Origin of the sequence: Amycolatopsis eburnea, assembly GCF_003937945.1 — a bacterium.
GTDB classification, from domain to species: Bacteria; Actinomycetota; Actinomycetes; order Mycobacteriales; family Pseudonocardiaceae; genus Amycolatopsis; species Amycolatopsis eburnea.
In genome coordinates this window covers 88,802-114,771 of record NZ_RSEC01000055.1, presented here as the reverse complement: position 1 = coordinate 114,771, position 25,970 = coordinate 88,802, and the positions used below count along the sequence as shown (strand labels likewise).

The window sequence follows — 25,970 nt, the reverse complement described above, 5'->3', positions numbered from 1 at the left end:
CGCAATTGTTAGGGAACTTTACTAACGAAAACCCGTCCCTCGCCGCCGCGGTGCCTAGGAGGCGCGCTAGTGAGTCATCGGCAGAGAAGAACACGGACGACGCTGCTGTCGGCGGTCGCCTTGGCCGTCGCGGTGAGCGGGGCGGCCACCCCCGCCGCCACCGGGCAGGAGCAGGCGAGAGCGACGGTCGCGGCCGCGAGCCCGGCCACCGCCGTCCCCGGCTTCCTGATCCAGACGTCGGCGCAGGTCAGCGACGACTCGGCGGTCTCCAAGCCGGGGTACAACACGTCCGGCTGGTACCCGGTCGGCCCGCGCTCGACCGTCTACGCCGGCCTGCTGGCCAACGGCAAGTACGCCGACCCGTTCTACTCGACGAACATGAAGAACGTGCCGGTCGCGGACTTCCAGGTCCCGTGGTGGTACCGCACCGACCTCACCGTCGCCGACACCACCCAGCGGACCTACCTCGACTTCAGCGGCGTGCTGTCCAAGGCCGACGTCTGGGTCAACGGGACGCGCGTCGCCGACAAGACGCAGGTCACCGGCGCCTACACGCGCCACGACCTCGACATCACCTCGCTGGTGAAGGCGGGCACGAACAGCGTCGCGTTCAAGGTCTACCCGAACGACCCGAACAAGGACCTGTCGATGGGCTGGATCGACTGGGCCCAGACCCCGCCGGACCAGAACATGGGCATCGTGCGGGACGTCCTCGTCCGGCGCAGCGGCCCGGTGGCGCTGCGCGGCGGCCACGTCGTGACGAAGCTGACCGGCCTGTCCCACGCCGACCTGACGGTGAAGGCCGACGTCCGCAACGACTCCGCGGCCGCCGTGTCCACGACCGTCTCCGGCACGGTCGCCGGCAAACCGATCAGCCAGACCATCTCCCTGGCTGCCAAGGAGAAGAAGACCGTCACCTTCCCGGTGATCGGGATCGACAACCCGCAGGTCTGGTGGCCTGCCGGGATGGGCGGGCAGCCGCTCTACGACCTCGACCTGACCGCGGCCGTCGGCGGGACGGCGTCGGACACCTCGCACTCCAGCTTCGGCGTGCGCACGGTGACGGCGAACAAGAACTCCAGCGGCGGCCGGGCGTACACGATCAACGGGCGCCCGCTGCTGATCAAGGGCGGCGGCTACTCGCCGGACCTGTTCCTGCGCTGGAACGAGCAGTACGCGGCCGACAAGCTGGCCTACGTCAAGGACCTCGGGCTCAACACCGTGCGCCTGGAGGGGCACATCGAGCCGGACGAGTTCTTCGACCTCGCCGACCGGATGGGCGTGCTGACGCTGCCCGGCTGGGAGTGCTGCGACAAGTGGGAGGGCCAGGTCAACGGCGAGGAGAAGGGTGACCCGTGGACGGCCGCGGACTACCCGGTCGCGAAGGCGTCGATGACCGCGGAGGCCGAGCGGCTGCGCGACCACCCGAGCGTCATCTCCTTCCTCATCGGCAGCGACTTCGCGCCCGACGCGACGATCGAGAAGAACTACCTCGACGCGCTGAGCGCCGCGGACTGGCCCACCCCGGTGGTCCCGGCCGCGTCGGCGAAGTCGTCGCCGCAGCTCGGGTCGTCCGGCATGAAGATGAACGGGCCGTACGACTACGTCCCGCCGAACTACTGGTACGACAAGGCGCACAGCGACCTCGGCGGCGCGTGGAGCTTCAACTCCGAAACCAGTGCCGGGCCGGACATCCCGACCATGGACACGCTCAAGCGGATGATGTCGGCCGGTGAGCTGGACACGCTGTGGAAGAATCCGTCGGCCACGCAGTACCACCGGTCCTCGTCCTCGACGTTCGGCAACCTGAAGCTCTTCGGTGACGCGCTCACCAACCGCTACGGCAAGCCCGCGAGCCTCGACGACTACGTCCGGAAGGCGCAGCTGGCGCAGTACGAGAACGTGCGCGCCGAGTTCGAGTCGCACTCGCGCAACTTCAGCGACGGCACGAACCCGGCCACCGGGATCATCTACTGGATGCTCAACAGCGGCTGGACGTCGCTGCACTGGCAGCTGTTCGACGCCTACCTCGACCAGAACGGCTCCTACTTCGGGGCCAAGAAGGCGAACGAGCCGCTGCACATCCAGTACTCGTACGACACGAAGTCCGTCGTGGTGGTCAACCACAACCACGACGCGGCGTCGGGCCTCACCGCCCGCGTGCAGTTGTTCAACCTGGACGGGACCGCGAAGTACGACCAGTCGAAGGCCGTGTCCGTGGGCGGCGACGGCGCGAAGACGACCGCGCTGACCATCGGCTCGGTGAGCGGGCTGTCGACGACGTACCTGGCGAAGCTGGTGCTCACCGACTCCTCGGGCAAGGAGGTCAGCCGCAACGTGTACTGGCTGTCCACCAAGGCCGACACGCTGAACTGGGGCGCGAGCGACTGGTACTACACGCCGCAGTCGGCCTACGCGGACCTGTCCGGGCTGAACGGCCTCGCCCAGGTATCGCTGGGGTCGACCGCCACCTCGACGGCGAACGCCGACGGCACCACGACCACCAAGGTGACGCTGACGAACCCGGCGTCCGGCAAGGTGCCGGCGTTCTTCGTCGACGCGCACGTGGTCGGCGCGGCGGGCGCGCCGGTGCTGCCGGTGCGGTGGACCGACAACCAGGTCAGCCTCTGGCCGGGTGAGTCGGCCACGCTGACGGCGACGTACCGGACCGCGGACCTCAAGGGCGCCAAGCCGTCCGTGCGGGTCGCGGGCTGGAACACCGGGACGAAGACGATCCCGGCGGACGGCACGGCGGGCCCCGGGACGCCTGCCGACTACCAGGCCGAGGACGCGACGATCATCAACGGCGTCGCGGAGTCCAACCACCTGGGCTACACGGGCACCGGGTTCGTCAACTACGACAACGCGACCGGCAGCGCGGTGGAGTTCACCGTGACCGCGGCCGCGGCGGGACCGGCGAACGTCGTCCTGCGGTTCGCCAACGGCACCACGACGAACCGCCCGATGGACATCTCGGTCAACGGTACGAAGGTGGCGTCCGGGGTGGCCTTCGGCGGCACCGGCAACTGGGACACGTGGCAGACGGTCACGGTCCCGGTCACGCTGCCGGCGGGCACCTCCCAGATCAAGGCGACCGCGACGACCGCCAACGGCGGCCCGAACGTCGACAAGATCACCCTCTAGCGCAAAGTGCCGTCAAGGCCACCTTACGGGCGTCTGACGCCCGTAAGGTGGCCTTAACGGCACTCAGAGGGAGTCCCAGAGGAGGCGCTGGGCGCGGTCGGGGTCGGAGACCGTCGTCGAGACGTCGTCGAAGAGGTGCGTGACGCGGTCTTCGGGGGTGTAGCGGGGCCAGCCCGGGTCGCCCGTGGCGATGAAGCGGACCCACGCGGCGAACATCTCCGTCGCCATCGCCTGCATCCGCTCGGCCGGGAACGTCCGGCCGGCGAAGAGGAAGCGCCAGTTGCGGTTGCGGATGTCGTCGAACACCAGCGGCAGGTCGAGCCCGTGCACCGCGCCGAGTCCCTTGCCGCGCGGGGCGATGCGCCAGTCCAGCCGGTACATCCAGGCGTCCGGCTGCTTTTCGGCGAAGCGGATCGCCGGGATCCACCAGTCCCCCGCCGTCAGCGCCCGGTTGCGGATCTGGTCCTCGGGCCAGTCGAATAGGTCGTTATACGCTGCGACGGCCTTCTCGATCTCCTCGGGACTCAGCATCGTCGAGCCGACGCCGAGCAGCTTCGCGCCACCCGACTGCAGCCAGCTGAACAGGTCCTCTTCGTCGGCCGTCGTCCCGATGAGCAGCGGGACCTCGCGGACGGCGTCCAGCGGACGCTCGGGCAGCAGCTCGTCGCCGACGACCACGCGGTACGTCACCTTGGTCCCGGATACCGCCGAAACCCGTTGCTGCGCTTCGAGAATCCGCGTCACGGGGAGACCGGCGAGGTCCTCGGGCACGGCGTCCAGCTCGGCGAGGACCGCCGAGGCGATCGCGGCGCCTTCGGCCGGGGTGTGCACGACCGAGCCGACACCGGTGCCGCTCTGCACGATCGCCTGGTGGACGAGCCCGCGCGTAGCGGGCACCGCGAGCAGCGTCCCGACGGTGCGGCCGCCGTTGGACTGCCCGGCGAGCGTCACGCGGCCGGGGTCGCCCCCGAACGCGGCGACGTTGTCACGCACCCACTCCAGCGCCGCGACCTGGTCGCGCAGGGACGGGTTCGAGTCGGCGACGCCGGGCAGGTGCAGCATCCCGAGCACGCCGAGCCGGTAGCCGACGGTCACGACGACCACGCCGGCGCGGGCGTACGCGGACGCGTCGAACTGGTGCGGCGCGCCCATCACGCCGCCACCGCCGTGGATCCACACCAGCACCGGGTACGAGCCGGGCGCCGCGGGCGCGTAGACGTTCAAGTACAGGCAGTCCTCGTCGCCGGTGAAGCCGCGCCCGGTCAGCTCCGGCTGCGGGGCCCGCGGGGCCCAGCCGGTCGCTTCCCGGACGCCGCTCCACGGCTCCACCGGCCGGGGCGCGCGGAACCGCAGCTCCCCCACCGGCGGCTCCGCGTAGGGGACGCCGAGGAACGTCCGGACCCCGTCGTGTTCGGTCCCGCGCAGCGCGCCGGCCGCGATCTCCACCGTCGTCACGCGGCCCAGCCTACGAACTTGCCCTGGAGCGCGCTCCAGCGTGTTGACTACCAGCCATGAGCGCAGCCGAAAACAAGCAACTGCTGAGAACCGCCTTCGACGCCTGGGCCACCGGCGACATCCGCCCGCTGATCGCGGCCATGGCCGACGACGTCACGTGGACCGTCAGCGGCCACAACAGCTGGTCGGGCAGCTTCGTCGGCAAGGACTCGGTCCGCCGTGACCTGCTGGGACCGCTCGGCGAGCAGTTCGAGGGCACCTACACCAGCACCGCGAGCCGCTTCGTCGCCGAGGACGACGTCGTCGTGGTCGAAACGCGGGGTAGCGTCGCCACGAAGACCGGCGCGCGCTACGACAACCGGTACTGCTTCGTCTTCCGGCTCACCGGCGGCCGGATCCGCGAGATCACCGAGTACATGGACACCCAGCTGGTCGCCGAAGTGCTCACCGAGCTGGCCAGGTGACGCCCGCCGCGGCGGGCGGGTAATGATTACCCCGTGCACATCGCGGCAGAGATAGTGGCGCTGGTCGTGACGGTCCTCGTCGTCAGCGCCGTGGCGCGGCGGCTGGACTGGTCGGCCCCGCTGTGCCTGATCGTCGTCGGGGTCGTCGCGTCGTACGTCCCCGGCGTCCCCGAGTACCACCTCGACCCCGAGGTCGTGCTGCTCGGCCTGCTGCCCCCGCTGCTGTACTCGGCGGCGATCCAGACGTCGCTGGTCGACTTCCGGAAGAACCGCGGGGCGATCGGGCTGATGTCGGTCGGGCTGGTCGTGTTCACCGCGCTCGGCGTCGGCGTGGTCGCCTGGGCGGTGATCCCCGGGCTCCCGCTGGCCGGCGGCATCGCGCTCGGCGCGGTCGTGGCGCCGCCCGACGCGGTCGCCGCCAGCGTCGTCGCCCGCCGCGTCGGCATGCCCCGCAAGCTGATCCGGCTGCTCGAAGGCGAGAGCCTCTTCAACGACGCCGCCGCGCTGGTCGCCCTCCGCACAGCCATCGCCGCGCTGGCCGGGTCGGTCAGCCTCTGGCAGGTCGGCGCCGACTTCTTCCGCGCGGCCATCGGCGGCGCCGTGGTCGGCCTGGTCGTCGGGTTCGTGGCCGCGTTCATCCGCGCCCGGCTGAACGAGCCGGTGCTCGACACCGCGCTGTCGTTCGCCGTGCCGTTCATCGCCTACATCCCGGCGGAGGCGATCCACGGCTCCGGCGTGCTCGCGGTGGTCATCGCCGGGCTCATCCTCGGGCACAAGGCACCGCAGATCCTGTCCGGCTCGACCCGGCTGGCGTCCCGGCTGAACTGGCAGACCATCGCCTTCCTGCTGGAGAACATGGTCTTCCTGCTGATCGGGCTGCAGCTGCGGCGGATCCTCGCGGAGGTCGGCGAGAGCGGGCTGTCGCTGCTGACGCTCACCTGGATCTGCGTCGCCGTGCTCGGCGCGACCATCCTGACCCGGGTGCTGTGGCTGGTCGGCATCGGCACGGTCAAGCGGATCGAACGGCGGCTGCTGCCCGGCAAGACCCGGGCGAAGATCTGGCCGTGGCGCTACTCGGCGGTGATCTCGTGGGCGGGCATGCGCGGGGTGGTGACGCTCGCGGCCGCGTTCGTGCTGCCCGCCGACACCCCGCAGCGGGCCGTGCTGGTGCTCGCCGCGTTCGTCGTCGTGGCCGGCACGCTGGCCGTCCAGGGCATGACGCTGCCGACGCTCATCCGGCGGCTGCGGCTGCCGCGGCCCGACCCGGCGGAAGACGCGCTGCAGGAAGCGGCCGTCCTGCACGACATGACCCGCGCGGCGCTGGCGAAGCTGGAGGAGATCCGGCAGCCCGACGACCCGCCGGAGATCATCCAGCGCCTGCGCGACCGGCTGCAGCACCGCGCCGACTCGGCGTGGGAGCAGCTCGGCAGGCAGAGCGCGCTGGCCGAGACCCCGAGCGACGCCTACCGGCGGCTGCGGCTGGAGCTGCTCGACGTCGAGCGCCGCCAGTTCCTCAAGGCCCGCGACAGCGGCAGCGCCGACGACGACGTCCTGCGGCGCGTCCTGGAACGGCTGGACATCGAAGAGTCCATGCTGGACCGCGACGAGGAAGAACCCGAGGTGGAAGGCCGCGAGCTGCGCACACCGGCCGCGACCGCGGGCTCGTGCAAGCACCTGGCGCACGAGTGGGTCGAGAAGGAGCCCAGCTCGCCGGACACGTGCGCCGCCTGCGTCGCCGAGGGCACCACCTGGGTGCACCTGCGGATGTGCCTCAAGTGCGGCAACGTCGCCTGCTGCGACTCCTCACCGCGCCGCCACGCCACCCAGCACTTCCACGAATCCCGCCATCCGGTCATGCGGAGCTTCGAACCGGGCGAGACGTGGCGGTGGTGTTTCGTGGACAAGCAACTCGGCTAGTGTCGGGGCCATGAGCACCCCGGAGCAGGAGATCGAGTACCGCCAGCACCGCTTCAGCCCGCCCCCGGGCGCGACGGAGATCTTCCTGGTGCGCCACGGCGAGTCGGCTCCCGCCCGCGGGGACAACCCGTTCGAGCTGGTCGACGGCCAGGCCGACCCGGAGCTCGCGCCCGACGGCCGCGACCACGCCCGGCGCGTCGGCGACCGGCTGGCCGGCGAGCGGATCGACGCGATCTACGTGACGACGCTGCGCCGCACGGTGGAGACCGCGGCGCCGCTGGCCGAGAAGCTCGGGATCACCCCCGTCGTCGAGCCGGACCTGCGCGAGATCCACCTGGGCGACTGGGAGAACGGCCTCTTCCGCAAGTACACCGCCGAAGGCCACCCGGTCGTCGACCGGCTGTGGGCCGAGCAGCGCTGGGACGTCATCCCGGGCGCGGAGTCCGACGAGGCGTTCGGCGCCCGCCTGCGCGGCGCGCTGACGCGGATCGCGGCCGCGCACCCGGACCAGCGCGTTGCGGTGTTCACCCACGGCGGCGTGATCGGCGAGGTGTTCGCGCAGGCCAGCCGCGCGGTGGAGCGGTTCGCGTTCCTCGGCGCGGACAACGGCTCGATCTCGCACCTGGTGCTGCACGGCGACACCTGGATCATCCGGCGGTTCAACGACACCGCGCACCTGGCTACGCCGCTCGGCTGAGCTTCCCGGCCGCGACGAACTGCACGGTCACCAGGATCGAGACGGCTTCGGCGGCGAGCAGCCCGATCAGCACCAGCACCTGCGTCAGCCCGGCTTCGATCGGGCCCGCGCCGCCCAGCAGGACGCCGACGTAGGCGCCCGGGAGCGTCACCAGGCCGACCGTGCGGGTCTGATCGAGCGCCGGGATGAGCGCGTGCCCGGCACTCGGGCGGCAGATTTCGAGGGCGGCCGGGCGCGGCAGGAAACCGAGGGCGAGCGCGGCTTCGTACTCGCCGTGGCGGGCCTTCAGCTCGTCGAGGGCGCGGCGCGCGGCCTGCGACGTCGCGGTCATCGCGCCGCCGATCACGATGCCGGCGACGGGCACGACCGAGATCGGCTTCACCGGGACGACGCCGGCGCCGAGGACCAGGCCCAGCACGGGCGCGACCCCGGCCGCGATGGCCAGCGCGGTCCACGGCAGGTTCGCCCAGGTGCCGGCGCGGCGGGCCGACGTCACCGCGGCGATGCCGAACATGAGCAGCACGAACAGGCCGGTGAGCGGGAACGAGCGCAGGACCGCGGTGATCACCAGCGAGACGGCGGCCAGCTGCGCGACCGCGCGGGCGGCGGCGATGAGCACGTCACGGCCGCGGCCGAGCCCGCCCAGCCGGACGACGGCGGCCCCCGCGACGGCGAGCAGGACCAGCACCGCCACCAAGGCGGGCCCGAACGTGATCGCGGCGTCGTTCACGCCGCCGATCTTCCCGCTCAGACGGCGCAGCTGAAGAGGCGCCCCGCCTCGGCGACAGCCTTCTCCGCGACGACGACGCCGTCGACGAGGATCCGGCAGCGCAGCTCGCCGGGCCCGGGGTTCTGGGCGGCGATGCTGTAGAACTCGGTGCGGTCGGCGGGGCCGGTCCGGGTGAACGTCACCGACCAGGGCGTCGGCACCCGGGCCTGCTGCGCGAGCGCCGAGCCCGCGGCGGTGTAGGTGACGTTGCGGGCACCGTCCGAGCCGAGGAGTTCGTAGACGACGGTGCGACTGACGGTCCGCACGGCGGCCGGCGCGACCGGCGCGGCCACGGGCTCCTTCGGAGCGGGTCCGCGGGTGGACCGCGGCACGATGAACGACGTCACCGCGAAGGCCGCGGCGAGCACACCCAGGACCACGACGACACTCCCGGCCGTCCGGGCGCGGTGCTCGCGGGTCGCGGTGGGAACACCCATGGAGAGGTCTTCTCTCGTCGCGCGCACTTCCGTCGAGTGCGTCGCCTATATCTCGCCGTGACCTAACTCCGCGTTAGCCGCCCGTGCCGAGAAGTTCGGCATTCACCCGAACGGGTGTGGCTCGGGTTTTGTCGGACCCCGGGTGCATGATCGGGGTGTGTACGAAGAGGCGGCACCACCGGAGCGCCTGGCGGGCGTGGCGCGCTGCGTGTGGCGATCGGCTTCGGCGGGCCCGAAGCGGATCGTCCCGGACGGCTGCCTGGACCTGGTGGTCGGCGACGGCGAGGCGTTCATCGCGGGCCCGGACACGGCGGCGTGGTCGTCGGTGACCCGTGCAGGGGCGGAGCTGCACGGGCTGCGGTTCGTGCCCGGCCGCGCGGGCGCGGTGCTCGGGGTGGCGGCGGACGAGCTACGGGACAGCCGGGTCCCGCTGGGCGAGCTGTGGGGGCGGGAGGGTGAGCTGCTGGCCGAGCGGTTGCTGGCGGGCGAGATGACACCGGCGGAGGCGGTGGCGTCCCGGCTGCCGGAGGTGCCCCCACCGGACCCGGCGGTGGCCGAGCTGGTGAACCGGCTGGCGGCGGGCGTGCCCCGGGTCGCCGACGCGGTGGCGCTGCTCGGGCAGCGCGACGCCGCCGCACCACTCACCCAGCCCCACGGAGACCCGGGGCTCGCCGCAGCCGCTCTCGCTCAGCACGACCGAGGGCGCGCCGCCGCACCACTCGCCCGGCCGAGCGGAGACCCGAGGCTCGCCGCAGCCACCTTCACCCACCCGGACCGAGGCCACCCCTCCGCCACGACGTCACCGGATCTCGCGGCCGAGCGCGCGGAGGATCCCCCCTCCACCAGCGAACGGCGGCTCCGCCGTCGGTTCGTCCAAGCGGTCGGCTACGGCCCAGCCACCTACCTCCGCGTCAGCCGCTTCCAACGAGCCGTCGCCCTCGCCCCGCACGCGCCGAACCTCGCCTCCCTCGCCGCCTCCGCCGGGTACGCCGATCAGGCGCACCTCAGCCGCGATTGCCGGGCGCTCACCGGGCTCACCCCGCGCGCCTACTTCCGCCCGGCCTCCACTGTGGACACCACTGCGCGTGATCGGCTCCATTCGGCGTAACCCCGCGCGGGCAACCGGAAGTGGGGCGTTCACCCCGCAAGGTAAGCGGACGGTTAACCACTACCGGGAGCGCTATCCTCCCCCTCGACGAGTGATCAGGGAGGGCGTGTGGCCACCATCAGCGACGTCGCCGCCAGGGCCGGTGTCTCCACGGCGACCGTGTCGCGCGCGCTCAACGGGAAGTCCACTGTGGACCCCACGCTGGCCGCGCGGGTGCAGGAGGCGGCCGCCGAGCTCGGGTACCACCCGAACGGGCTGGCGCGGAACCTGCGGCGGCAGGAGACCGCCGTGCTCGCGCTGATCATCTCCGACGTCGAGAACCCCTTCTTCACCGCCATCGCGCGCGGTGTCGAGGACCTCGCGCAGCGGTCCGGCTACTCGGTCGTGCTCTGCAACTCCGACGAGAACGAAGACAAGGAACGGCGCTACATCGAGGTCGCGCTGCAGGAGCGCGTCGCCGGGGTGGTGCTGTCCCCCACCGGGCGGTCGACGAACGTCGAAGGCCTGCGCCGCCAGGGCACGCCGCTGGTGGCGGTGGACCGGCCGCTGCCCGCCGCCGCGGGCGACCAGGTGCTCGTCGACACGCGCCACGCCGCCGCCGAAGCCACGCGGCACCTGCTCGCCGGTGGGTACCGGCGGGTCGGGTGCCTGACCGGGCCCGCCGGGGTCCGCACCGCCGACGACCGCCTCGCCGGGTACGGCGACGTCGTCGGCGAAGCGAACGTCCTGTCCCGGCGGGCGGAGTACCGCGCCGAGGGCGCCCGGCTGGCCGCGCTCGAACTGCTCGACGAGCCGTCGCCGCCGGACGCGCTGCTCGTCGCGAACAGCACCATGGCGATCGGCGTGCTCGAAGCGCTGGCGGCGCGCGGCCTGCGCCCCGGGCGGGACGTCGGCATCGTCTCGTTCGACGACGCGCCGTGGACGACGCTGGTCGACCCGCCGCTCACGGTGGTCGCGCAGCCGGCGTACGAGGTCGGGCGGGTGGCCGCGCAGCTCCTGCTGGCCCGGATCGCCGACAGCGGCCGCGACGCGACCACGACCACGCTCGAAGCCCGGCTGATCGAACGGAAGAGCTCCCGCCGCTGACCGGCGGGGAGAGCGACGTGCCCAGGGGGCCGGCTCGTGCCGGGCCCCCAGGCACGCCCCACCCCCTGTGTCCCCCATGACCGGCGCGGAAACCGCCGGATCCCGTGAGCACGGAGCGGAAATCGTTTACTCACACGGAACGTAGGGCCGCGAGTCCGGAGTGTCAAGACGCGGCGGGTCTGGACAAGCTCGCCCGATGCGGTCAGACTGACCGACAGTTGCCTACTCAACGTGTTGCCTGATGTGCGGTAAGTGTCGATCTCTGGTGAATTCACCCACAGATAGGGCAAGAAACCGCACGAACCCGCACATGCGCACTGTTTCGGGTTAGCCTGAGTCCTATGTCTGTAGCGCTGGAGAACATCCTCGCCAAGGCGGGCCTGAAAGTCGACGCGCACGAGTTCCTCACGCTCGTCGAAGACGCGGCGCGCAGACTGTCCCCACCGAACCCGGATCCTTCGCACTACTTCTCGGCCGACCAGCGCGCCGCGCTGACCGACGTCGGCCTCGACCTCTCGCCGCGGCGGGAGGACGAACCGGACTTCCGGGCCCGGACCGTCGCCGCCCACGCCGTGCTCGCCGAGGGAGCGCTGAGCGTCAACGAGGCCGCGAAAGCCCTCGGCGTCGACGACAGCCGGATCCGGCACCGCCTCAAGGAAGGCAGGCTGACCGGCTGGAAGGACGGCGGCTGGAAGCTCCCCGCCTGGCAGTTCGCCGGCTCAGGCGTGCTGCCCGGCCTCGAGGTCGTACTGAAGGCCTTGCCCGAGGACCAGCCCGCGCTCGTCGTCGCCGCATTCATGAGCACACCGCAACCGGACCTGGTGATCAACGACCACGCGGCGACCCCGCGCCAGTGGCTCTTGTCCGGGGGTGATCCGGACCACGTCGCCCGCCTCATCGCCACGCTCGGCACGCCACTCTAGGCTGGACCTCCCCGAGCAAGATCACCGACAAGGACGGACCACCCCCGACCCATGGCCCGGCTACCGCTGCCGCCCGCCCGATCCGTCCTGGTCCGGCAGCTGAACCGCGCCGACGACGTGGTGACGGTCCAGCCCGCGACCAGGCTGGTGCGGATTTTCACGGCGCACGGCAACCACCCCCAGCAGTGGAATTCGTTCCGCTACACCGGCCCGCTCCCGCACGGCCGGTTCGACCAGCAGCCGCCCGGCCGCGGCGGCGCGCCGGTCACCGACCCCGCGAACGGGGTCCTCTACTTCGGCCTCACGGTCCGCACGTCGATCGCCGAGGTCTTCCAGACCAGCTCGACGGTCGACCGCCGCACGCGCGGCCCCCGCCTGGTCGTCGTCCGCCCGACGCGCACGCTGCGCCTGCTCGACCTGACCGGCCTCTGGCCGACGCGGGTCGGCGCGTCCCAGGAGATCTCGAGCGGCCCGAAGAAGCTCACGCAGGCGTGGGCCCGCGCGATCCGCGGCGCGTTCAGCGACCTCGACGGCCTCTGGTACCGCTCCTCGATGGACTCCGGCGACCCGGCGATCTGCCTGTGGGACCCGCCGGCGGGCGCGGCCCTGCCGATCGCGCCGGACGTGCTGCTCCCCCTGGACCACCCGGGACTGGACGTCCCGCTGGGCCGGGTCTGCGAAGAGCTGAACTACACGCTGCTGAACTGACTCTCCAGGGGCCCGGCAAAGTCACGCAGCACGGCAGATCCGGCCATCCGCGATGTCATGAAAGGGTCGTTCATGTCGTCTGGCGAGGTGAACGACCCTTTCATGACATTCCGCGACGCCACCAGCGGCACCTCGGCTTCGGCGTGCCCAGCCCGCGCACTACAGGTGCCGGGCCCACCACTCCAGGACCGCCTCGAAGCGCTGCACCCGGTGCCGCGGGCGGCCCGAGCGGGTCAGCTCGTGCCCCTCACCCGGGAACAGCAGCATCTCCGCCGGCGCGCCGGCGCGCCGCAGCGCCACGAACATCCGCTCCGCCTGCTCCAGCGGGCAGCGCCAGTCCTGCTCCGAATGCACCACCGCGAACGGGATCCCGATCTGCGAGGCGTACGACAGCGGCGACCGGTCGCGCTGCACCTCCGGATCGGGCCCGATGTACGCGTCCACGAAGAAGTAGCCGATGTCCGAGCTGCCGACCATCGAGTCCCACGCGTTGACCGCGCGCTCGCTCCACGCCGCCTTGAACCGCTCGCCGTGGTGGGCGGCCAGCCAGCTCGTCATGAAGCCGCCGTACGACCCGCCCATCACGCCGACGCGGGAGGCGTCCAGGTCCGGGCGCTCCAGTGCCTTGTCGAGCAGGGCCAGGACGTCGTCGACGTCGACCGTGCCGAAGCCGTGCGTGATCGCGTGGCCGTGCGTCTGGCCGTAGCCCGCCGAGCCGCGGGGGTTGCCGACGACCACCGCGTAGCCCGCCGCCGCGTACACCTGGGCCTCGTCGAACACCGCCCACTCCTGCTGGGTGAACGGGCCGCCGTGGATCACGCGCAGCACCGGGTGCGGGCCCTCGCCCTCGGGCAGCACCAGCCAGCCGTGCACCGGGTAGCCGTCCGGCGCGGTCGTCTCCAGCTCGATCATCGGCCGGATGCCCTTGTCCCGCAACGGCTTCGAGTAGTCGGTCAGCTCGCGCGGCTCGCCGTCGCCGAGGAGCACGACCTCGCCGGCGGTCGACGGCGTCGCGATCACCGCGGCCAGCACCGGGCCGTCGAGCGCGAACGACCGCAGCGCCGTGCGGCCGGCGTAGACCACCGCCAGGTCGGCCAGCGGCGCGTCGGCGGCGTCGGCCGGCACCGCGCGCAGCTCCACAGCGCCGCGGTTGCGGACGGCCACGAGCACGTCGGCGCCGCGCGGGACCGGGGCGCCCGCCGAGGTTTCGCAGTCCACCGTCTCGATGTCGGTCAGCCGGCGGGCCTTCACCGGGCCGGCGCCGAACTCGGGCTTCGCGGCGTACAGCCCGGTCATCGCCGCCTCGCGATGCTCCGCAAAGGACTGTCCGAAGTAGAACAACGTGCCGTCGGCGCCGAACGCCGGGCGCTCGGAGTACCCGTCGCCGCGCACGACGACCTCGGGCTCGCCGCCCTCGGCGGAGATCGCGCAGACGTCGCGGAAGTCGCTCTCGGCCGCGCCCCACTCCGGCGGCGCGGTGAAGACGACGCGCGTGCCGTCGGGCGTCCAGACCGGGTGGCTCGCGTCGAACCCGGCGCCGGTCAGCGGCTCGGGTGACTCCGCGGGCTCGGCCGCGTCGACGACGAACAGCCGCTGCACGCGGTCGCGCACGAAGCCGACGTCGTCGAGCCGGTAATCCATGCGCGTGATCCGGCGCGGGGCCTCGGCGGCCGGCTCCGGGGTGTCGCCATCGGCGTCCTCGGTCCCGTAGCGCCCGGCCTCGGGCACCCGGGCGGTGAACGCGATCCGCCGCGAGTCCGGCGCCCACACCGGCTCGCCCGCCCCGAGGTGCAGCGACGTCAGCCGCCGCGCCTCGCCGCCGTCGGACGGCATCACGTGCAGCTGCGGGCTGCCGTCGGCGCCCTTGCCCTCCCCCGCGCGGAGGAACGCCACCCAGCGCCCGTCGGGCGAGATCGCCGGGGCGGAGTCGCGCGGACCGTGCGTCCACGCGGATTCGCCGCCGTCGAGCGACACCCGCCGCAGCGAGCTGCGCGAGGCGTTCGCCTCCAGATCGGGTTTGCTCACCGCGGTGAGCAGCAGGTTTCCGCGCAGGGCGGGACGGCCGGGGACGACGAGGTCTTCGATGTCGGCAGGGCGCACGCCCCCGACCGTACCGGAAATCTTTAGCGCTGCGAACGACTTACGCGGCTACCTCGCGCCGCTCGTCGCGCCGGGCCTTCGCCAGGCTGGCCACCGTGGTCACGGACAGCACCACGATGATGACCCCGAGGGACACCCAGTTGTTGATGTCCAGCCAGTCCGGCACGACGTGGTACTCGTGCAGCGCGTGCAGGAACAGCTTCGCGCCGATGAAGGCGAGGATCACCGCGAGGCCGTAGCTGAGGTAGACCAGCTTCGTCACCAGGCCGCCGAGCAGGAAGTACAGCTGCCGCAGGCCCATCAGCGCGAACGCGTTGGCGGTGAAGACGAGGAACGCCTCCTGCGTGATGCCGAAGATCGCCGGGATCGAGTCGACCGCGAACAGCAGGTCCGCGGAGCCGATGGCCACGATCACCAGCAGCATCGGGGTGATCATCCGCCTGCCGTTCAGCTTCACCGTGTAGTGGTGGCCGTGGTAGTCGTCGGTCACCGGGGCGATCTTGCGGACCTGCCGGGTGACGGCGTTCTCGTGGTACTCCTCTTCCTCGCCCTTGCCGCGCAGCATGCTGACCGCGGTCCAGATCAGCACCGCGCCGAAGAGGAAGAAGACCCAGACGAACTGCTCGATGAGCGCGGCGCCGATGGCGATGAAGACGCTGCGGAAGCCCAGCGCGAGCAGGATGCCGACCAGCAGCACGCGGTGCTGGTGGATGGCGGGCACCTTGAACGACGCCATGATGATCATGAAGATGAACAGGTTGTCGACGCTCAGCGAGTATTCGGTGATGTACCCGGTGAAGAACTCGACGCCCGGCTCGTGCCCGGCGAAGAACCACACGCCCGCCCCGAAGAGCACCGCGCACGAGATGTAGAAGATCACCCAGCGAGCGGCTTCCCCCGTGGTCACTTCGTGCGGCTTGCGATCGACGATGACCAGGTCGAGCGCGATGAGCGCGAGCAGGCCACCGATCGTGGCGATCCACAGCCACAGGGGGACAGTCATGGAACCAGAACCTCCGGATAGTGCGCATGAGCAACTAACCGGAGGTCTCTCCCGCCGGTGAAAACACCGGCCGACGGTGCCGGGGGCGCAGGGCCACCGTGCTGACGACACCGCCGCGAAGGAATACTCCCCTCACAGCCGTTCCAGTCTGCCGGTTACCCCCGCCCGAACGCCAGCCGGAACGCCGCACGTCACCGGGTTGGTCCTGTAATTTCGGTCACTTCGGTCCACCAGGTGGTCCCGGGCGTGTGATCGCTGTGAGCCGGGCGGGACACTCTCAGCAAACCTCAAATAAGTTCTCCTCGTGCCCCGACTCCCGCTCCCGCGCACCCGCGGAGCCCGCCTCACCGCGCTCGCCGCCGTCGTCGTGGTCCTGGCCGCCGGCGCGGTCTTCTGGATCACGCGGCCGGCCGCGCCCGCGCCGGTGCCCACGCAGGACGCGCTGATCGACCTGCCCGCCGCCCCCGGCTCGGCGGAGCGGGTGAAGATCGACACGACCACCTACCTGCCCGCCACCGTGCCCGCACCCGCGGTGCTGCTCGCGCACGGCTTCGGCGGGGACAAGAACAGCGTCGCCGACGACGCCCGCGAGCTCGCGCGGAAGGGCTTCGTCGTGATGACGTGGTCCGCGCGCGGGTTCGGCAAGAGCACCGGCAAGATCGGGCTCAACGACCCGGACGGCGAGGTCGCCGACGCGAGCCGGCTGATCGACCGGCTGGTCGCGCAGCACCAGGTGAGCACCGATCCGGACGGTGACCCGAAGGTCGCCGTCACCGGCGCGTCCTACGGCGGCGCGCTGGCGCTGCTGCTGGCCGGCACGGACAAGCGCGTCGACGCGATCGCGCCGGTGATCACCTACAACGACCTCGCGCAGGGCCTGGTCCCGAACGCGGCGACGCCCGCGCTCCCGGCATCGGGCACCCCGTCGGCCGGCGCGTTCGCGACCGACGGCGTGTTCAAGAAGAGCTGGGCCGGCATCTTCTTCTCGGCGGGCTCCGGCGCCGCGTCGAGCGGGTCGCCGTCGGCCGAAGCCCCGGAAGCGGGCCAGGAGACCGACACGGGCACCACCGGCGCGGCCGGCACGGCGGCCGCGGTCCCCGCCGCGCCCCAGGGTGCGGGTGGCGGCCGCCAGAGCGGGCCGGCCGACCCGTGCGGCCGCTTCACCGCCGCCGTCTGCCGCGCCTACACCGAGCTGGGTACCACCGGGCAGGCGAGCCAGGCGAGCGTCGACCTGCTGCGCCGCGTCTCCCCCGTGTCCGTGACCGGCAAGATCACCATCCCGACGCTGCTGGTGCAGGGTGAGAGCGACACGCTGTTCGGCCTCGACCAGTCCGACGCCAGCGCCCGGCAGATCACCGCGGCGGGCGGCAAGGTCAAGACGATCTGGTACACCGGCGGCCACGACGGCGGCAAGCCCGGCCCGCAGCTGCGCGCCAAGATCGGCGACTTCCTGTGGACCGCGGTGAACGGCGGCGACCCGGGCACCGGCTTCAGCTACGACGTCCAGGGCACGTTGCGCGCCAACGGGACCCCGTCGGTCCGCACGGTCAACGCCGCCGCCTACCCCGGTCTGACCGGCCCGGCGACCGAGCGGCGGCTGCTGGCCCTGTCCGGTCCCGCGCAGCCGGTGGTGCGCCCGGCCGGGGCGAACCCGGCGGCGGTGAGCGGGATCCCCGGTCTCAACGGCGTCGCGAGCAGTTCCTCGCGGCTGGGCGCGCTGTTCAGCAACGACCCGCCGGGCCAGGCCGCGCAGTTCACGACCGCGCCGGTGGACGGCCAGGTCGTCGTCAGCGGCTCGTCGACCGTGCGGCTGCAGGTCGCCGCGGACCCCGCGCACCCGCAGCCCGAGGCGGTGCTGTTCGCGAAGCTCTACGACGTCGGCCAGGACGGCTCGCGGGTGCTGCCCGCGAACGCGATCGCGCCGTTCCGGGTCAGCGGGCTGCCCGCCGACGGCACGCCGGTCGACGTCACCGTGACGCTGCCCGGCATCGTCCGGCCGATCGAGGGCGGGCACTCGCTGCGGCTCGTCGTCGGCACCACCGACCAGGCGTTCGCCGCGCCGGCCTCGCCCGCGGTCTTCCGGATCGCCCTGGCGAGCGGGACCGCGCTGGCCGTGCCGGTCGTGCCCGGCGCGTCGGTCGGCTCGCCGGCCCCGGTCGGGCAGCTGGCAGGCATCGGCGTGACGCTGGCGATCGGCTTGGCCGCGGTGCTCTTCGCGGCGCTGCGGCGGCGCCGGGCCACCGATTTCGACCCGGAGCTGGCGAAGACCCCGCTGGTCATCGAGGGGCTGCGCAAGCAGTACGCGGGCGGGTTCGTCGCGGTGAAGGACCTCTCGTTCCGCGTCGAGCCGGGCCAGGTGCTCGGCCTGCTCGGGCCGAACGGCGCGGGCAAGACGACCACGCTGCGGATGCTGATGGGCCTGATCACGCCGACCGCGGGCACCATCCGCGTGTTCGGGCACAAGATCACCGGGGGCGCGCCGGTCCTGTCCCGGATCGGCTCGTTCGTCGAGGGGTCCGGGTTCCTGCCGCACCTGTCCGGCCGGGAGAACCTGGAGCTGTACTGGGCGTCGACCGGCCGTCCGGTCGAGAAGGCGCACTTCGCGGAGGCGCTGGAGATCGCCGGGCTGGGCTCGGCCGTCGAACGCCGGGTGCGGACCTACAGCCAGGGCATGCGGCAGCGGCTGGCGATCGCGCAGGCGATGCTCGGCCTGCCGGAGCTGATGGTGCTCGACGAACCGACCAACGGGCTCGACCCGCCCCAGATCCACCAGATGCGCGAGGTGCTGAAGCGGTACGCCGCGACCGGCCGCACCGTGGTGGTGTCCAGCCACCTGCTGGCCGAGGTCGAGCAGACCTGCACGCACGTCGTGGTGATGCACCGCGGTTCGCTGGTCGCCTCGGGCGAGGTCGGCGAGCTGGCGGCGGCCGGTGGCGAGGCGACGTTCCGGGTCGACGACCCGGCGGCGGCCGCCGCGGCGCTCAAGGCGGACGGAGTCACTTCGGTGGACGTCGAGGGTGACCTCGTGCACGCCGATCTCGACGGGCTGCCGCGCGCCGAGGCCGTGGCGGTGCTGGTGCGCGCCGGCGTCGCGGTGGAGCAGGCCGGGCCCCGGCGCCGGCTGGAAGACGCGTTCCTGCAACTGGTCGGAGAAGAATCATGAGCGAGGGTGTGCACACCGATCCGCACGCGCTCGACGAACTGAGCGACGTCGCTTCGGCCGAACACGCCGGCGTCGGGCCGGACGGCGCCGTCGAGGGCTACTCGGCGCGCCGGACGCTGCGGCTCGGCGTCGAACTGCGGCGCCAGCTCAAGCGGCGGCGCACGCAGTTCCTGCTCGGGTTCGTCGCGATCCTGCCGTTCATCCTGGTGATCGCGTTCGAGCTGGGGCAGTCGAACCCGAACCGGCGCAGCGGCGGGTTCGTCGACCTGGCCACGGCGTCGGCGCCGAACTTCGTGGTGCTGGCGCTGTTCGTGTCCGGGACGTTCCTGCTGCCGATGATCGTGGCGCTGTTCTTCGGCGACACGATCGCGAGCGAGGCGTCGTGGTCGAGCCTGAAGTACCTGCTGGCCGTGCCGGTGCCGCGGCAGCGGGTGCTGCGGCAGAAGGCGATCGTGTCCGGCCTGCTTTCGGCGTTCGCGCTGGTGCTGCTGCCGCTGGTGTCGCTCGGCGTCGGCGTGCTCTGGTACGGCGCGGGCGACGCGATCAGCCCGACGGGCGACGCGGTTTCGTTCGGCGACAGCCTGCTGGCCATCGCACTGTCCACTGTGTACATCATCCTGCAGCTGGCCTGGGTGGCCGGGCTGGCACTCGCGCTGAGCGTGTCGACCGACGCCCCGCTCGGCGCGGTCGGCGGGGCGGTGCTGGTGGCGATCCTGTCGCAGATCCTGGACCAGATCACGGCGCTGGAGGGGCTCCGGAACTACCTGCCGACGCACTACGCGTTCTCGTGGATGGACCTGATCTCGACCGACGTCGACTGGACCAACCTGGCGAGCGGCCTGCTGTCGGCGGTGATCTACGGGACGGTGTTCTTCCTCTACGCCGGGCGGCGGTTCGCTCAAAAAGACATCACCAGCTGACGCCCGCAACGGGCGTACGCTGCGGAAATGTCCACCGTGGAATGGCACCAGCCGCCCGCGCCGCTGGTGAAGACGCTCAACGCGGTGCTGCGGCGGGTCCTGCCCAGCCCGCTCGGCCGCGGCGTCCGCGAGTTCATGCTGCTCGCGTTCGCCGGCCGCCGGACCGGGCGGGCCTACCGCGTGCCGGTGACCGCGCACCGCGACGCCGAAGGCCTCTACGCGCTGACGCCCGCGGGCTGGCGCGCGAACTTCCGCGGCGGCGCCGACGTCGCGGTGACGTACGCGGGCCGGACCACGCCGATGCGCGGCCTGCTCGTCGAGGACGAGGCGGCCGTCGCGCGGACCTACCTCACCCGGATCACCGAGCTGGGCCTGCGCCGGGCCGGGCGGGAGATCGGGCTGCGGTTCCCCGCCGGCCGGCTGCCGACCCTGGACGAAGTCGCCGAGCTGGCGCGCCGCGAACACTTCGGCGTTGTCCGGTTGAGCGACCAAACCTGAGCCGTTACGGTCGGCCCCGTGCCGATCACGCTGGAGAGCCACCAGGACATCGCCGTGCTGCGGATCGACCACGGCGGCGGCAACACCCTCGACACGGACTCGTGCCGCGAGCTCGTGCTGCGGCTGGAGGAGGTCGAACAGGCCCGCGCGGTGGTGCTCACCGGCACCGGGCGCGTCTTCTCCGCGGGCGTCGACCTCAAGCGGGTCGACGACGGCGGCGCCTCGTACGTGTCGCGGTTCCTCCCGCTGCTGTCGGACGCGCTGCTGGCGGTGTTCGGCTGCCCGCGTCCGGTCGTCGCCGCGCTGAACGGGCACGCCATCGCCGGCGGTGCCGTGCTCGCCGCGGCGTGCGACCACCGCGTGCTCGGCGCCGGCACCATCGGCGTGACCGAACTGCTGGTCGGCGTGCCGTTCCCGCTGGCCGCGCTGGAAATCCTGCGCTGCGCCTACGGCACCACGCCGCTGCCGTCCCTGACGTACTCGGGTTCGACGTACGGCGGCGAGAACGCGCTCGCCCGCGGCCTGGTCGACGAGCTGGCCCCGCCGGACGGGGTGCTCGACCGCGCGCTGGCCGTCGCGACCCGGCTCGGCGAGCTGCCGGCCGAGGCGTTCGCGCACACCAAGGCCCAGATCCGGCAGCCCTTCCACGAGCGCATCGCCGAGTACCGCCACTCCGACGACCCGGAGGTCGAACGGCTGTGGCGGTCGCCCGCGGCGCTGGCCGCCGTCAAGTCCTATGTGGACCGCGTGCTGCGTTAGGCGCGCACGCCGCTTTCGGCAAGGGCCTTGATGCCTTCGACGGTCTTCTGCATGTTGGCCTGCAGCTCGCCGAGGCGCATCGCGACGATCTCGTCCTCGTGCTCGGGCATCGAGCCGATGATGGTCGTCAGGTTGGAGGGGCCGGGGCCGATCTGAGCCCACTGGCGCAGGACCGTGCCGTCGCCGTCCGGCACGAGCTCGAACTTCCAGGACGCGGCGGGGTTGGTCACGTCCATCACGGCCCACGCGAACAGCCGCCCCGGCTCGTAGCCGGTCACCGTCGAGACCGTCTCCCACTCCCCGGCGACCGGGTGGGAGTTGCGGCCGCGGAACCGCGCGCCCAGGCCGGGCTCGGACCCCTCGACCCAGCCGCCGCCCTGGAACTCGTTCGAGAACCGGGCGGGCAGGTCGACGTCCAGCAACCAGGACCAGACCTCGTCCGGTGACGCGTCGATGCGGACTTCGACCTGCGTCGTAGGACAGTCGGAAACCTTCATGGCGGACCCCTCGCTCGATGCCGGTGCCTACGGCTTCGGACGGTAACGTGGCGCCGATCACGCGGACAACTCGCACGGTGCCCGCGACCGCGCACGGTTGAGGACGCCGACCCGGCGCCGGCCGCACCCGCCGAAAGTCGGGTCCTCACCGAAGCTGCGCCCGGACAGCCGATTGCCGACCCCGGCCGGTTCTGTGAGGGTCCCACAGGAGGTCTTGCGGGGGTCCGGGTGGCGGAGCCCCCGGCCCGGGGCGAAGCCCCGGCTGTCTCAGTGGGTTCGTGAGCCGGGGAGGGTGCTCGATGCGCAGACTGGTCACCGCAGGCGCGGTCCTGCTGGCGATGGCGGGCCTGGCCCCGGCCGCCGCGGCGGCCCCGGACATCAAGGCCGAGCTGCAGAAGATCCCGGGCCTGACGATCACGTCGGAGGACCCGGCACCGGCGGGCTACCGGTTCTTCAAGCTCACCTACACCCAGCCCGCCGACCACCGCCACCCCGGCGCGGGCACGTTCCAGCAGCGGTTCACCCTGCTGCACCGCGACTTCACCGCCCCGACGGTCGCGTACACGAGCGGCTACAACGTCAGCGGCTCCCCCAACCGGTCCGAGCCGACCCAGATCGTCGACGGCAACCAGCTGTCCATGGAGTACCGCTACTTCACGCCTTCGCGGCCGGAGCCGGAGAACTGGGCGAAGCAGCTGACGATCTGGCAGGCCGCCGCGGACGAGCACCGCGCGGTCCAGGCGTTCAAGGCGATCTACCCGGGCAAGTGGCTGGCGACCGGCGGCAGCAAGGGCGGCATGACGGCGACGTACTTCCGCCGCTTCTTCCCCGACGACGTCGACGCGACGATCCCGTACGTCGCCCCCAACGACGTCATCGACCCGGTCGACGTCTACAACCGGTTCCTTTCCCGCGTCGGCAACGACCCGGCGTGCCGCGACGCGTTGAAGGCGATCCAGCGAGACGCGCTGAAACGACGCGACGAACTGGGCGCGATCGCCGCGGCCGACGCGGCTCAGCGGGGGTTGGCGTTCTCGATCGTCGGCTCGGCCGACAAGTCCCTCGAGATCTCGGTGATCGACTCGTACTTCGCGTTCTGGCAGTACCAGACGCAGGCGGACTGCGCGACGGTCCCGAAGGCGGGCGCCCCCGCGGCGGAGGTCTACGCCTGGTACGAGAAGGTGGAGAGCCTCAACACGTACTCCGACCAGGACCTGGCGCCGTACATCCCGTACTACTACCAGGCAGCGGTCCAGCTGGGCTCCCCCGAGGCCTACGACGGCTACCTCCGCGACCTGCTGCGCTACCCGGGCGCCGACCAGCCGAAGACGTTCGTCCCGTCGTCGATCCGCCTCCCCCGTTTCGACTACCCGGCCATGCCGGACATCGACTTCTGGGTGAAGTCCCGCGGCTCCCGGCTGCTGTTCGTGTACGGCTCGAACGACCCGTGGGGCGCGGAGCCGTTCGAACTGGGCTTCGGCAGCCGCGACTCGTACCGGTACTACGTGCAGGGCGGCAACCACGGGTCGAAGATCGCCCAGTTGCCCGCCTCCGAAGCCGCGGCGGCGACGGCGACGATCCGCCGCTGGGCGGGCTTGCCGGCGGCTTCGGCTTTGACGGCTCGCAGCGCGCCGGCCGGGTTCCCCGAGTTCGACGCGGACCTCACCTTGGCGGAGCGGCCGCCGCTGTAGCTTTCGCCGGGCCGGGCGTAGTCTCACGGCACCTGACGGCCCGGCCCGAGGAGGCGGCATGCCTCGTCCCGTCCACTTCGAGATCCACGCGGGTGACCCCGAGCGCGCGGTGGCCTTCTACACGAGCGTGTTCGGCTGGAAGTTCGAACGCTGGGGCGAGGCCCCGTACTGGGTGATCTCGACCGGCGAAGGCGACGGGATCGACGGCGGGCTCCTGCCCCGGCAGGGCGCCGCCCCTGAGGCGTCGGCGCCGGTGCACGGGTTCGTCAACACGATCGCCGTGCCCGATCTCGACGCGTCGCTCGACGCTGTCACCGATGCCGGCGGGACGCTGGCCCTGCCGAAGAACCCGGTTCCGGGGGTCGGGTGGCTGGCCTACTGCAAGGACACCGAGGGCAACGTCTTCGGCCTGCTGCAACCGGACGAGAACGCCCCGGCTACTTGATGCCGGCCGCGTCCATGCCCCTCAGCTCCTTCTTCAGGTCGGAGATCTCGTCGCGCAGCCGGGCCGCCAGCTCGAACTGGAGGTCGCGGGCCGCCTGCATCATCTGGTCGGTCATCTGCTGGATCAGGTCCGCCAGCTGGGCGCGTGGCATCGCCGAGACGTCCTTGTCGACCAGCATCCCCGAGCTGCGCACCCGGTCGCCCTGCTCGGGCTTCTTGCCGCGCGAGGAGTTGCGGCCCGAGCCGCCCACCGAGACCTGCTCGGTGTCCTCCGCCTCGCTGTACACCCGGTCGAGGATGTCCGCGATCTTCTTCCGCAGCGGCTGCGGGTCGACCCCACGCTCCTTGTTGTAGGCGATCTGCTTCTCGCGGCGGCGGTCGGTCTCCTCGATCGCGTGCTGCATCGAGTCGGTGATCTTGTCCGCGTACATGTGGACCTCGCCCGACACGTTTCGCGCCGCGCGGCCGATCGTCTGGATCAGCGACGTCCCGCTCCGGAGGAAGCCTTCCTTGTCCGCGTCGAGGATCGCCACCAGCGACACCTCGGGCAGGTCGAGGCCCTCGCGCAGCAGGTTGATGCCGACCAGCACGTCGAAGTCGCCCGCCCGCAGCTGCCGCAGCAGCTCGACGCGCCGCAGCGTGTCGACCTCCGAGTGCAGGTACCGCACCCGGATGCCCAGCTCCAGCAGGTAGTCGGTCAGGTCCTCGGCCATCTTCTTCGTCAGCGTGGTGACCAGGACGCGCTCGTCCTTCTCCGCCCGCTCGCGGATCTCGTGCACCAGGTCGTCGATCTGGCCCTCGGTCGGCTTCACGACCACCTTCGGGTCGACCAGGCCCGTCGGCCGGATGACCTGCTCGACGAACTCGCCGCCGGCCTGCCCCATCTCGTACGGCCCCGGCGTCGCCGACAGGTACACCGTCTGCCCGATCCGGTCGGAGAACTCCTCCCAGGTCAGCGGCCGGTTGTCGACCGCGCTCGGCAGCCGGAAGCCGTACTCGACCAGGTTCCGCTTCCGGGACATGTCGCCTTCGTACATGCCGCCGATCTGCGGGACCGTCTGGTGCGACTCGTCGATCACCAGCAGGAAGTCGTCCGGGAAGTAGTCGATCAGCGTCGCCGGCGCGGAACCCGGCCCGCGGCCGTCGATGTGCCGCGAGTAGTTCTCGATGCCGGAGCAGAACCCGACCTGGCGCATCATCTCGATGTCGTAGGCCGTGCGCATCCGCAGTCGCTGCGCCTCCAGCAGCTTGCCCTGCTTTTCCAGCTCGGCCAGGCGTTCTTCGAGCTCCTTCTCGATGCCCTGGATCGCCTTTTCCATCCGCTCCGGGCCCGCGACGTAGTGCGTTGCCGGGAAGATCCGGACCTCGTCGACCTCCTTGACGATGTCCCCAGTCAGCGGGTGCAGGTAGTAGAGCTTCTCGACTTCGTCGCCGAAGAACTCGACGCGGATCGCGAGTTCTTCGTAGGCCGGGATGATCTCGACCGTGTCGCCCCGCGCGCGGAACGTGCCGCGCGCGAACGCGATGTCGTTGCGCGTGTACTGCACGTCGACCAGCGCCCGCAGGAAGACGTCCCGGTCCAGCTGCATGCCGACCTCGAGCTTGGACGACCGGTCGAGGTACGACTGCGGCGTGCCCAGGCCGTAGATGCACGAGACGCTCGCGACCACGATGACGTCCCGCCGCGACAGCAGGTTCATCGTCGCCGAGTGCCGCAGCCGCTCGACGTCGTCGTTGATCGACGAGTCCTTCTCGATGTAGGTGTCCGTCTGCGCGATGTACGCCTCGGGCTGGTAGTAGTCGTAGTAGCTGACGAAGTATTCGACCGCGTTGTGCGGGAACAGTTCACGCAGCTCGTTCGCCAGCTGCGCGGCGAGGGTCTTGTTCGGCGCCATGACCAGCGTCGGCCGCTGGACGCGCTCGATCAGCCACGCCGTGGTCGCCGACTTGCCGGTCCCGGTGGCGCCCAGGAGCACGACGTCCTTCTCGCCCGCCTTGACCCGGCGTTCGAGCTCGTCGATGGCCGCCGGCTGGTCACCGGCGGGCTGGTAGTCACTGACCACCTCGAAGCGCCCGCCGGTCCGGGGGATCTCCGAGACGGGCCGGAAGTCGGACTGGGCGAGCACGGGGTGTTCGGTTGCGAAAGCCACGTCGACCAGAGTACGACGCACCACCGACAATTTCCGT

At 71.8% G+C, this 25,970-nt stretch carries 21 protein-coding genes; 14 read left to right on the top strand and 7 right to left on the bottom strand.

Going from position 1 to position 25,970, the window contains the following annotated elements; all coding sequences use genetic code 11:
• Window positions 1–69 precede the first annotated feature (69 nt).
• A complete protein-coding gene (locus EIY87_RS25150; protein ID WP_191984258.1) occupies window positions 70–3,144 on the top strand; it encodes a glycosyl hydrolase 2 galactose-binding domain-containing protein in 3,075 nt (1,024 codons plus the stop codon).
• Between the two features lie 63 nt (window positions 3,145–3,207).
• Here EIY87_RS25150 and EIY87_RS25145 read toward each other — a convergent pair whose 3' ends face one another.
• Window positions 3,208–4,599: a carboxylesterase/lipase family protein gene (locus EIY87_RS25145; RefSeq protein WP_125312352.1), complete on the bottom strand. Its 1,392-nt coding sequence runs from the start codon at window positions 4,597–4,599 to the stop codon at window positions 3,208–3,210.
• Between the two features lie 56 nt (window positions 4,600–4,655).
• Between EIY87_RS25145 and EIY87_RS25140 the strand changes: the two genes are divergently transcribed.
• The 3 genes from EIY87_RS25140 to EIY87_RS25130 are packed head-to-tail and all read left to right on the top strand — an operon-like array spanning window position 4,656 to window position 7,677.
• Entirely contained in the window at window positions 4,656–5,063 is a 408-nt protein-coding gene (locus tag EIY87_RS25140; protein WP_125312351.1) for a nuclear transport factor 2 family protein, read from the top strand.
• A gap of 33 nt (window positions 5,064–5,096) precedes the next feature.
• Window positions 5,097–6,980, top strand: a complete 1,884-nt coding sequence (locus EIY87_RS25135) for a Na+/H+ antiporter (protein WP_225440038.1) — start codon at window positions 5,097–5,099, stop codon at window positions 6,978–6,980.
• 10 nt (window positions 6,981–6,990) lie between these two features.
• Window positions 6,991–7,677 carry a histidine phosphatase family protein gene (locus tag EIY87_RS25130; protein ID WP_125312350.1) on the top strand — a complete coding sequence of 229 codons (687 nt, stop codon included), beginning with the start codon at window positions 6,991–6,993 and terminating at the stop codon, window positions 7,675–7,677.
• On the opposite strand, the gene EIY87_RS25125 is transcribed toward EIY87_RS25130, so the two are convergent.
• Window positions 7,661–8,407 (bottom strand): ABC transporter permease, encoded by a 747-nt coding sequence (locus tag EIY87_RS25125; RefSeq protein ID WP_125312349.1) that lies wholly within the window; start codon window positions 8,405–8,407, stop codon window positions 7,661–7,663. The two genes, EIY87_RS25130 and EIY87_RS25125, sit on opposite strands and share 17 nt — an antisense overlap.
• A gap of 17 nt (window positions 8,408–8,424) precedes the next feature.
• Complete coding sequence (locus EIY87_RS25120; protein ID WP_125312348.1) at window positions 8,425–8,883, bottom strand: MmpS family transport accessory protein; 459 nt, start codon at window positions 8,881–8,883, stop codon at window positions 8,425–8,427.
• Between the two features lie 157 nt (window positions 8,884–9,040).
• Between EIY87_RS25120 and EIY87_RS25115 the strand changes: the two genes are divergently transcribed.
• From EIY87_RS25115 to EIY87_RS25100, 4 genes are all read left to right on the top strand, one after another.
• On the top strand, window positions 9,041–9,991 hold the full coding sequence (locus tag EIY87_RS25115; RefSeq protein ID WP_225440037.1) for a helix-turn-helix domain-containing protein: 951 nt from the start codon (window positions 9,041–9,043) through the stop codon (window positions 9,989–9,991).
• 108 nt (window positions 9,992–10,099) lie between these two features.
• Window positions 10,100–11,077 (top strand): LacI family DNA-binding transcriptional regulator, encoded by a 978-nt coding sequence (locus EIY87_RS25110; RefSeq protein WP_125312347.1) that lies wholly within the window; start codon window positions 10,100–10,102, stop codon window positions 11,075–11,077.
• 341 nt (window positions 11,078–11,418) lie between these two features.
• On the top strand, window positions 11,419–12,000 hold the full coding sequence (locus EIY87_RS25105) for a MerR family transcriptional regulator (RefSeq protein ID WP_125312346.1): 582 nt from the start codon (window positions 11,419–11,421) through the stop codon (window positions 11,998–12,000).
• Window positions 12,001–12,051: 51 nt separating this feature from the next.
• Window positions 12,052–12,708: an RES family NAD+ phosphorylase gene (locus EIY87_RS25100; protein WP_086861703.1), complete on the top strand. Its 657-nt coding sequence runs from the start codon at window positions 12,052–12,054 to the stop codon at window positions 12,706–12,708.
• Window positions 12,709–12,867: 159 nt separating this feature from the next.
• On the opposite strand, the gene EIY87_RS25095 is transcribed toward EIY87_RS25100, so the two are convergent.
• Complete coding sequence (locus EIY87_RS25095; protein WP_125312345.1) at window positions 12,868–14,808, bottom strand: S9 family peptidase; 1,941 nt, start codon at window positions 14,806–14,808, stop codon at window positions 12,868–12,870.
• 40 nt (window positions 14,809–14,848) lie between these two features.
• On the bottom strand, window positions 14,849–15,811 hold the full coding sequence (locus tag EIY87_RS25090) for a TerC family protein (RefSeq protein ID WP_125312344.1): 963 nt from the start codon (window positions 15,809–15,811) through the stop codon (window positions 14,849–14,851).
• Window positions 15,812–16,115: 304 nt separating this feature from the next.
• Between EIY87_RS25090 and EIY87_RS25085 the strand changes: the two genes are divergently transcribed.
• Genes EIY87_RS25085 through EIY87_RS25070 form a run of 4 tightly spaced genes read left to right on the top strand, consistent with a single transcriptional unit; the run spans window position 16,116 to window position 21,151 of the window.
• On the top strand, window positions 16,116–18,974 hold the full coding sequence (locus EIY87_RS25085) for an alpha/beta fold hydrolase (protein ID WP_125312343.1): 2,859 nt from the start codon (window positions 16,116–16,118) through the stop codon (window positions 18,972–18,974).
• A complete protein-coding gene (locus EIY87_RS25080; protein ID WP_191984257.1) occupies window positions 18,971–19,894 on the top strand; it encodes an ABC transporter permease in 924 nt (307 codons plus the stop codon). Before EIY87_RS25085 ends, EIY87_RS25080 begins: the two co-directional genes overlap by 4 nt.
• A gap of 27 nt (window positions 19,895–19,921) precedes the next feature.
• Entirely contained in the window at window positions 19,922–20,392 is a 471-nt protein-coding gene (locus tag EIY87_RS25075; RefSeq protein WP_125312341.1) for a hypothetical protein, read from the top strand.
• 18 nt (window positions 20,393–20,410) lie between these two features.
• Window positions 20,411–21,151 (top strand): enoyl-CoA hydratase/isomerase family protein, encoded by a 741-nt coding sequence (locus tag EIY87_RS25070; protein WP_125312340.1) that lies wholly within the window; start codon window positions 20,411–20,413, stop codon window positions 21,149–21,151.
• Here EIY87_RS25070 and EIY87_RS25065 read toward each other — a convergent pair.
• On the bottom strand, window positions 21,148–21,648 hold the full coding sequence (locus EIY87_RS25065) for an SRPBCC family protein (protein ID WP_125312339.1): 501 nt from the start codon (window positions 21,646–21,648) through the stop codon (window positions 21,148–21,150). The two genes, EIY87_RS25070 and EIY87_RS25065, sit on opposite strands and share 4 nt — an antisense overlap.
• A gap of 299 nt (window positions 21,649–21,947) precedes the next feature.
• Between EIY87_RS25065 and EIY87_RS25060 the strand changes: the two genes are divergently transcribed.
• Complete coding sequence (locus EIY87_RS25060) at window positions 21,948–23,339, top strand: S28 family serine protease (RefSeq protein ID WP_125312338.1); 1,392 nt, start codon at window positions 21,948–21,950, stop codon at window positions 23,337–23,339.
• 58 nt (window positions 23,340–23,397) lie between these two features.
• Entirely contained in the window at window positions 23,398–23,784 is a 387-nt protein-coding gene (locus tag EIY87_RS25055; RefSeq protein WP_125312337.1) for a VOC family protein, read from the top strand.
• On the opposite strand, the gene uvrB is transcribed toward EIY87_RS25055, so the two are convergent.
• Window positions 23,777–25,933 carry an excinuclease ABC subunit UvrB gene (gene uvrB, locus EIY87_RS25050; RefSeq protein ID WP_318531900.1) on the bottom strand — a complete coding sequence of 719 codons (2,157 nt, stop codon included), beginning with the start codon at window positions 25,931–25,933 and terminating at the stop codon, window positions 23,777–23,779. The two genes, EIY87_RS25055 and uvrB, sit on opposite strands and share 8 nt — an antisense overlap.
• Between the last annotated feature and the right edge of the window lie 37 nt (window positions 25,934–25,970).

Coding starts and splice junctions, on each gene's coding strand:
- EIY87_RS25140 (WP_125312351.1), top strand. CDS start 4,656: ATGAGCGCAGCCGAAAACAAGCAACTGCTGAGAACCGCCTTCGACGCC.
- EIY87_RS25130 (WP_125312350.1), top strand. CDS start 6,991: ATGAGCACCCCGGAGCAGGAGATCGAGTACCGCCAGCACCGCTTCAGC.
- EIY87_RS25120 (WP_125312348.1), bottom strand. CDS start 8,883: ATGGGTGTTCCCACCGCGACCCGCGAGCACCGCGCCCGGACGGCCGGG.
- EIY87_RS25105 (WP_125312346.1), top strand. CDS start 11,419: ATGTCTGTAGCGCTGGAGAACATCCTCGCCAAGGCGGGCCTGAAAGTC.
- EIY87_RS25100 (WP_086861703.1), top strand. CDS start 12,052: ATGGCCCGGCTACCGCTGCCGCCCGCCCGATCCGTCCTGGTCCGGCAG.
- EIY87_RS25090 (WP_125312344.1), bottom strand. CDS start 15,811: ATGACTGTCCCCCTGTGGCTGTGGATCGCCACGATCGGTGGCCTGCTC.
- EIY87_RS25080 (WP_191984257.1), top strand. CDS start 18,971: ATGAGCGAGGGTGTGCACACCGATCCGCACGCGCTCGACGAACTGAGC.
- EIY87_RS25075 (WP_125312341.1), top strand. CDS start 19,922: ATGTCCACCGTGGAATGGCACCAGCCGCCCGCGCCGCTGGTGAAGACG.
- EIY87_RS25065 (WP_125312339.1), bottom strand. CDS start 21,648: ATGAAGGTTTCCGACTGTCCTACGACGCAGGTCGAAGTCCGCATCGAC.
- EIY87_RS25060 (WP_125312338.1), top strand. CDS start 21,948: ATGCGCAGACTGGTCACCGCAGGCGCGGTCCTGCTGGCGATGGCGGGC.
- EIY87_RS25055 (WP_125312337.1), top strand. CDS start 23,398: ATGCCTCGTCCCGTCCACTTCGAGATCCACGCGGGTGACCCCGAGCGC.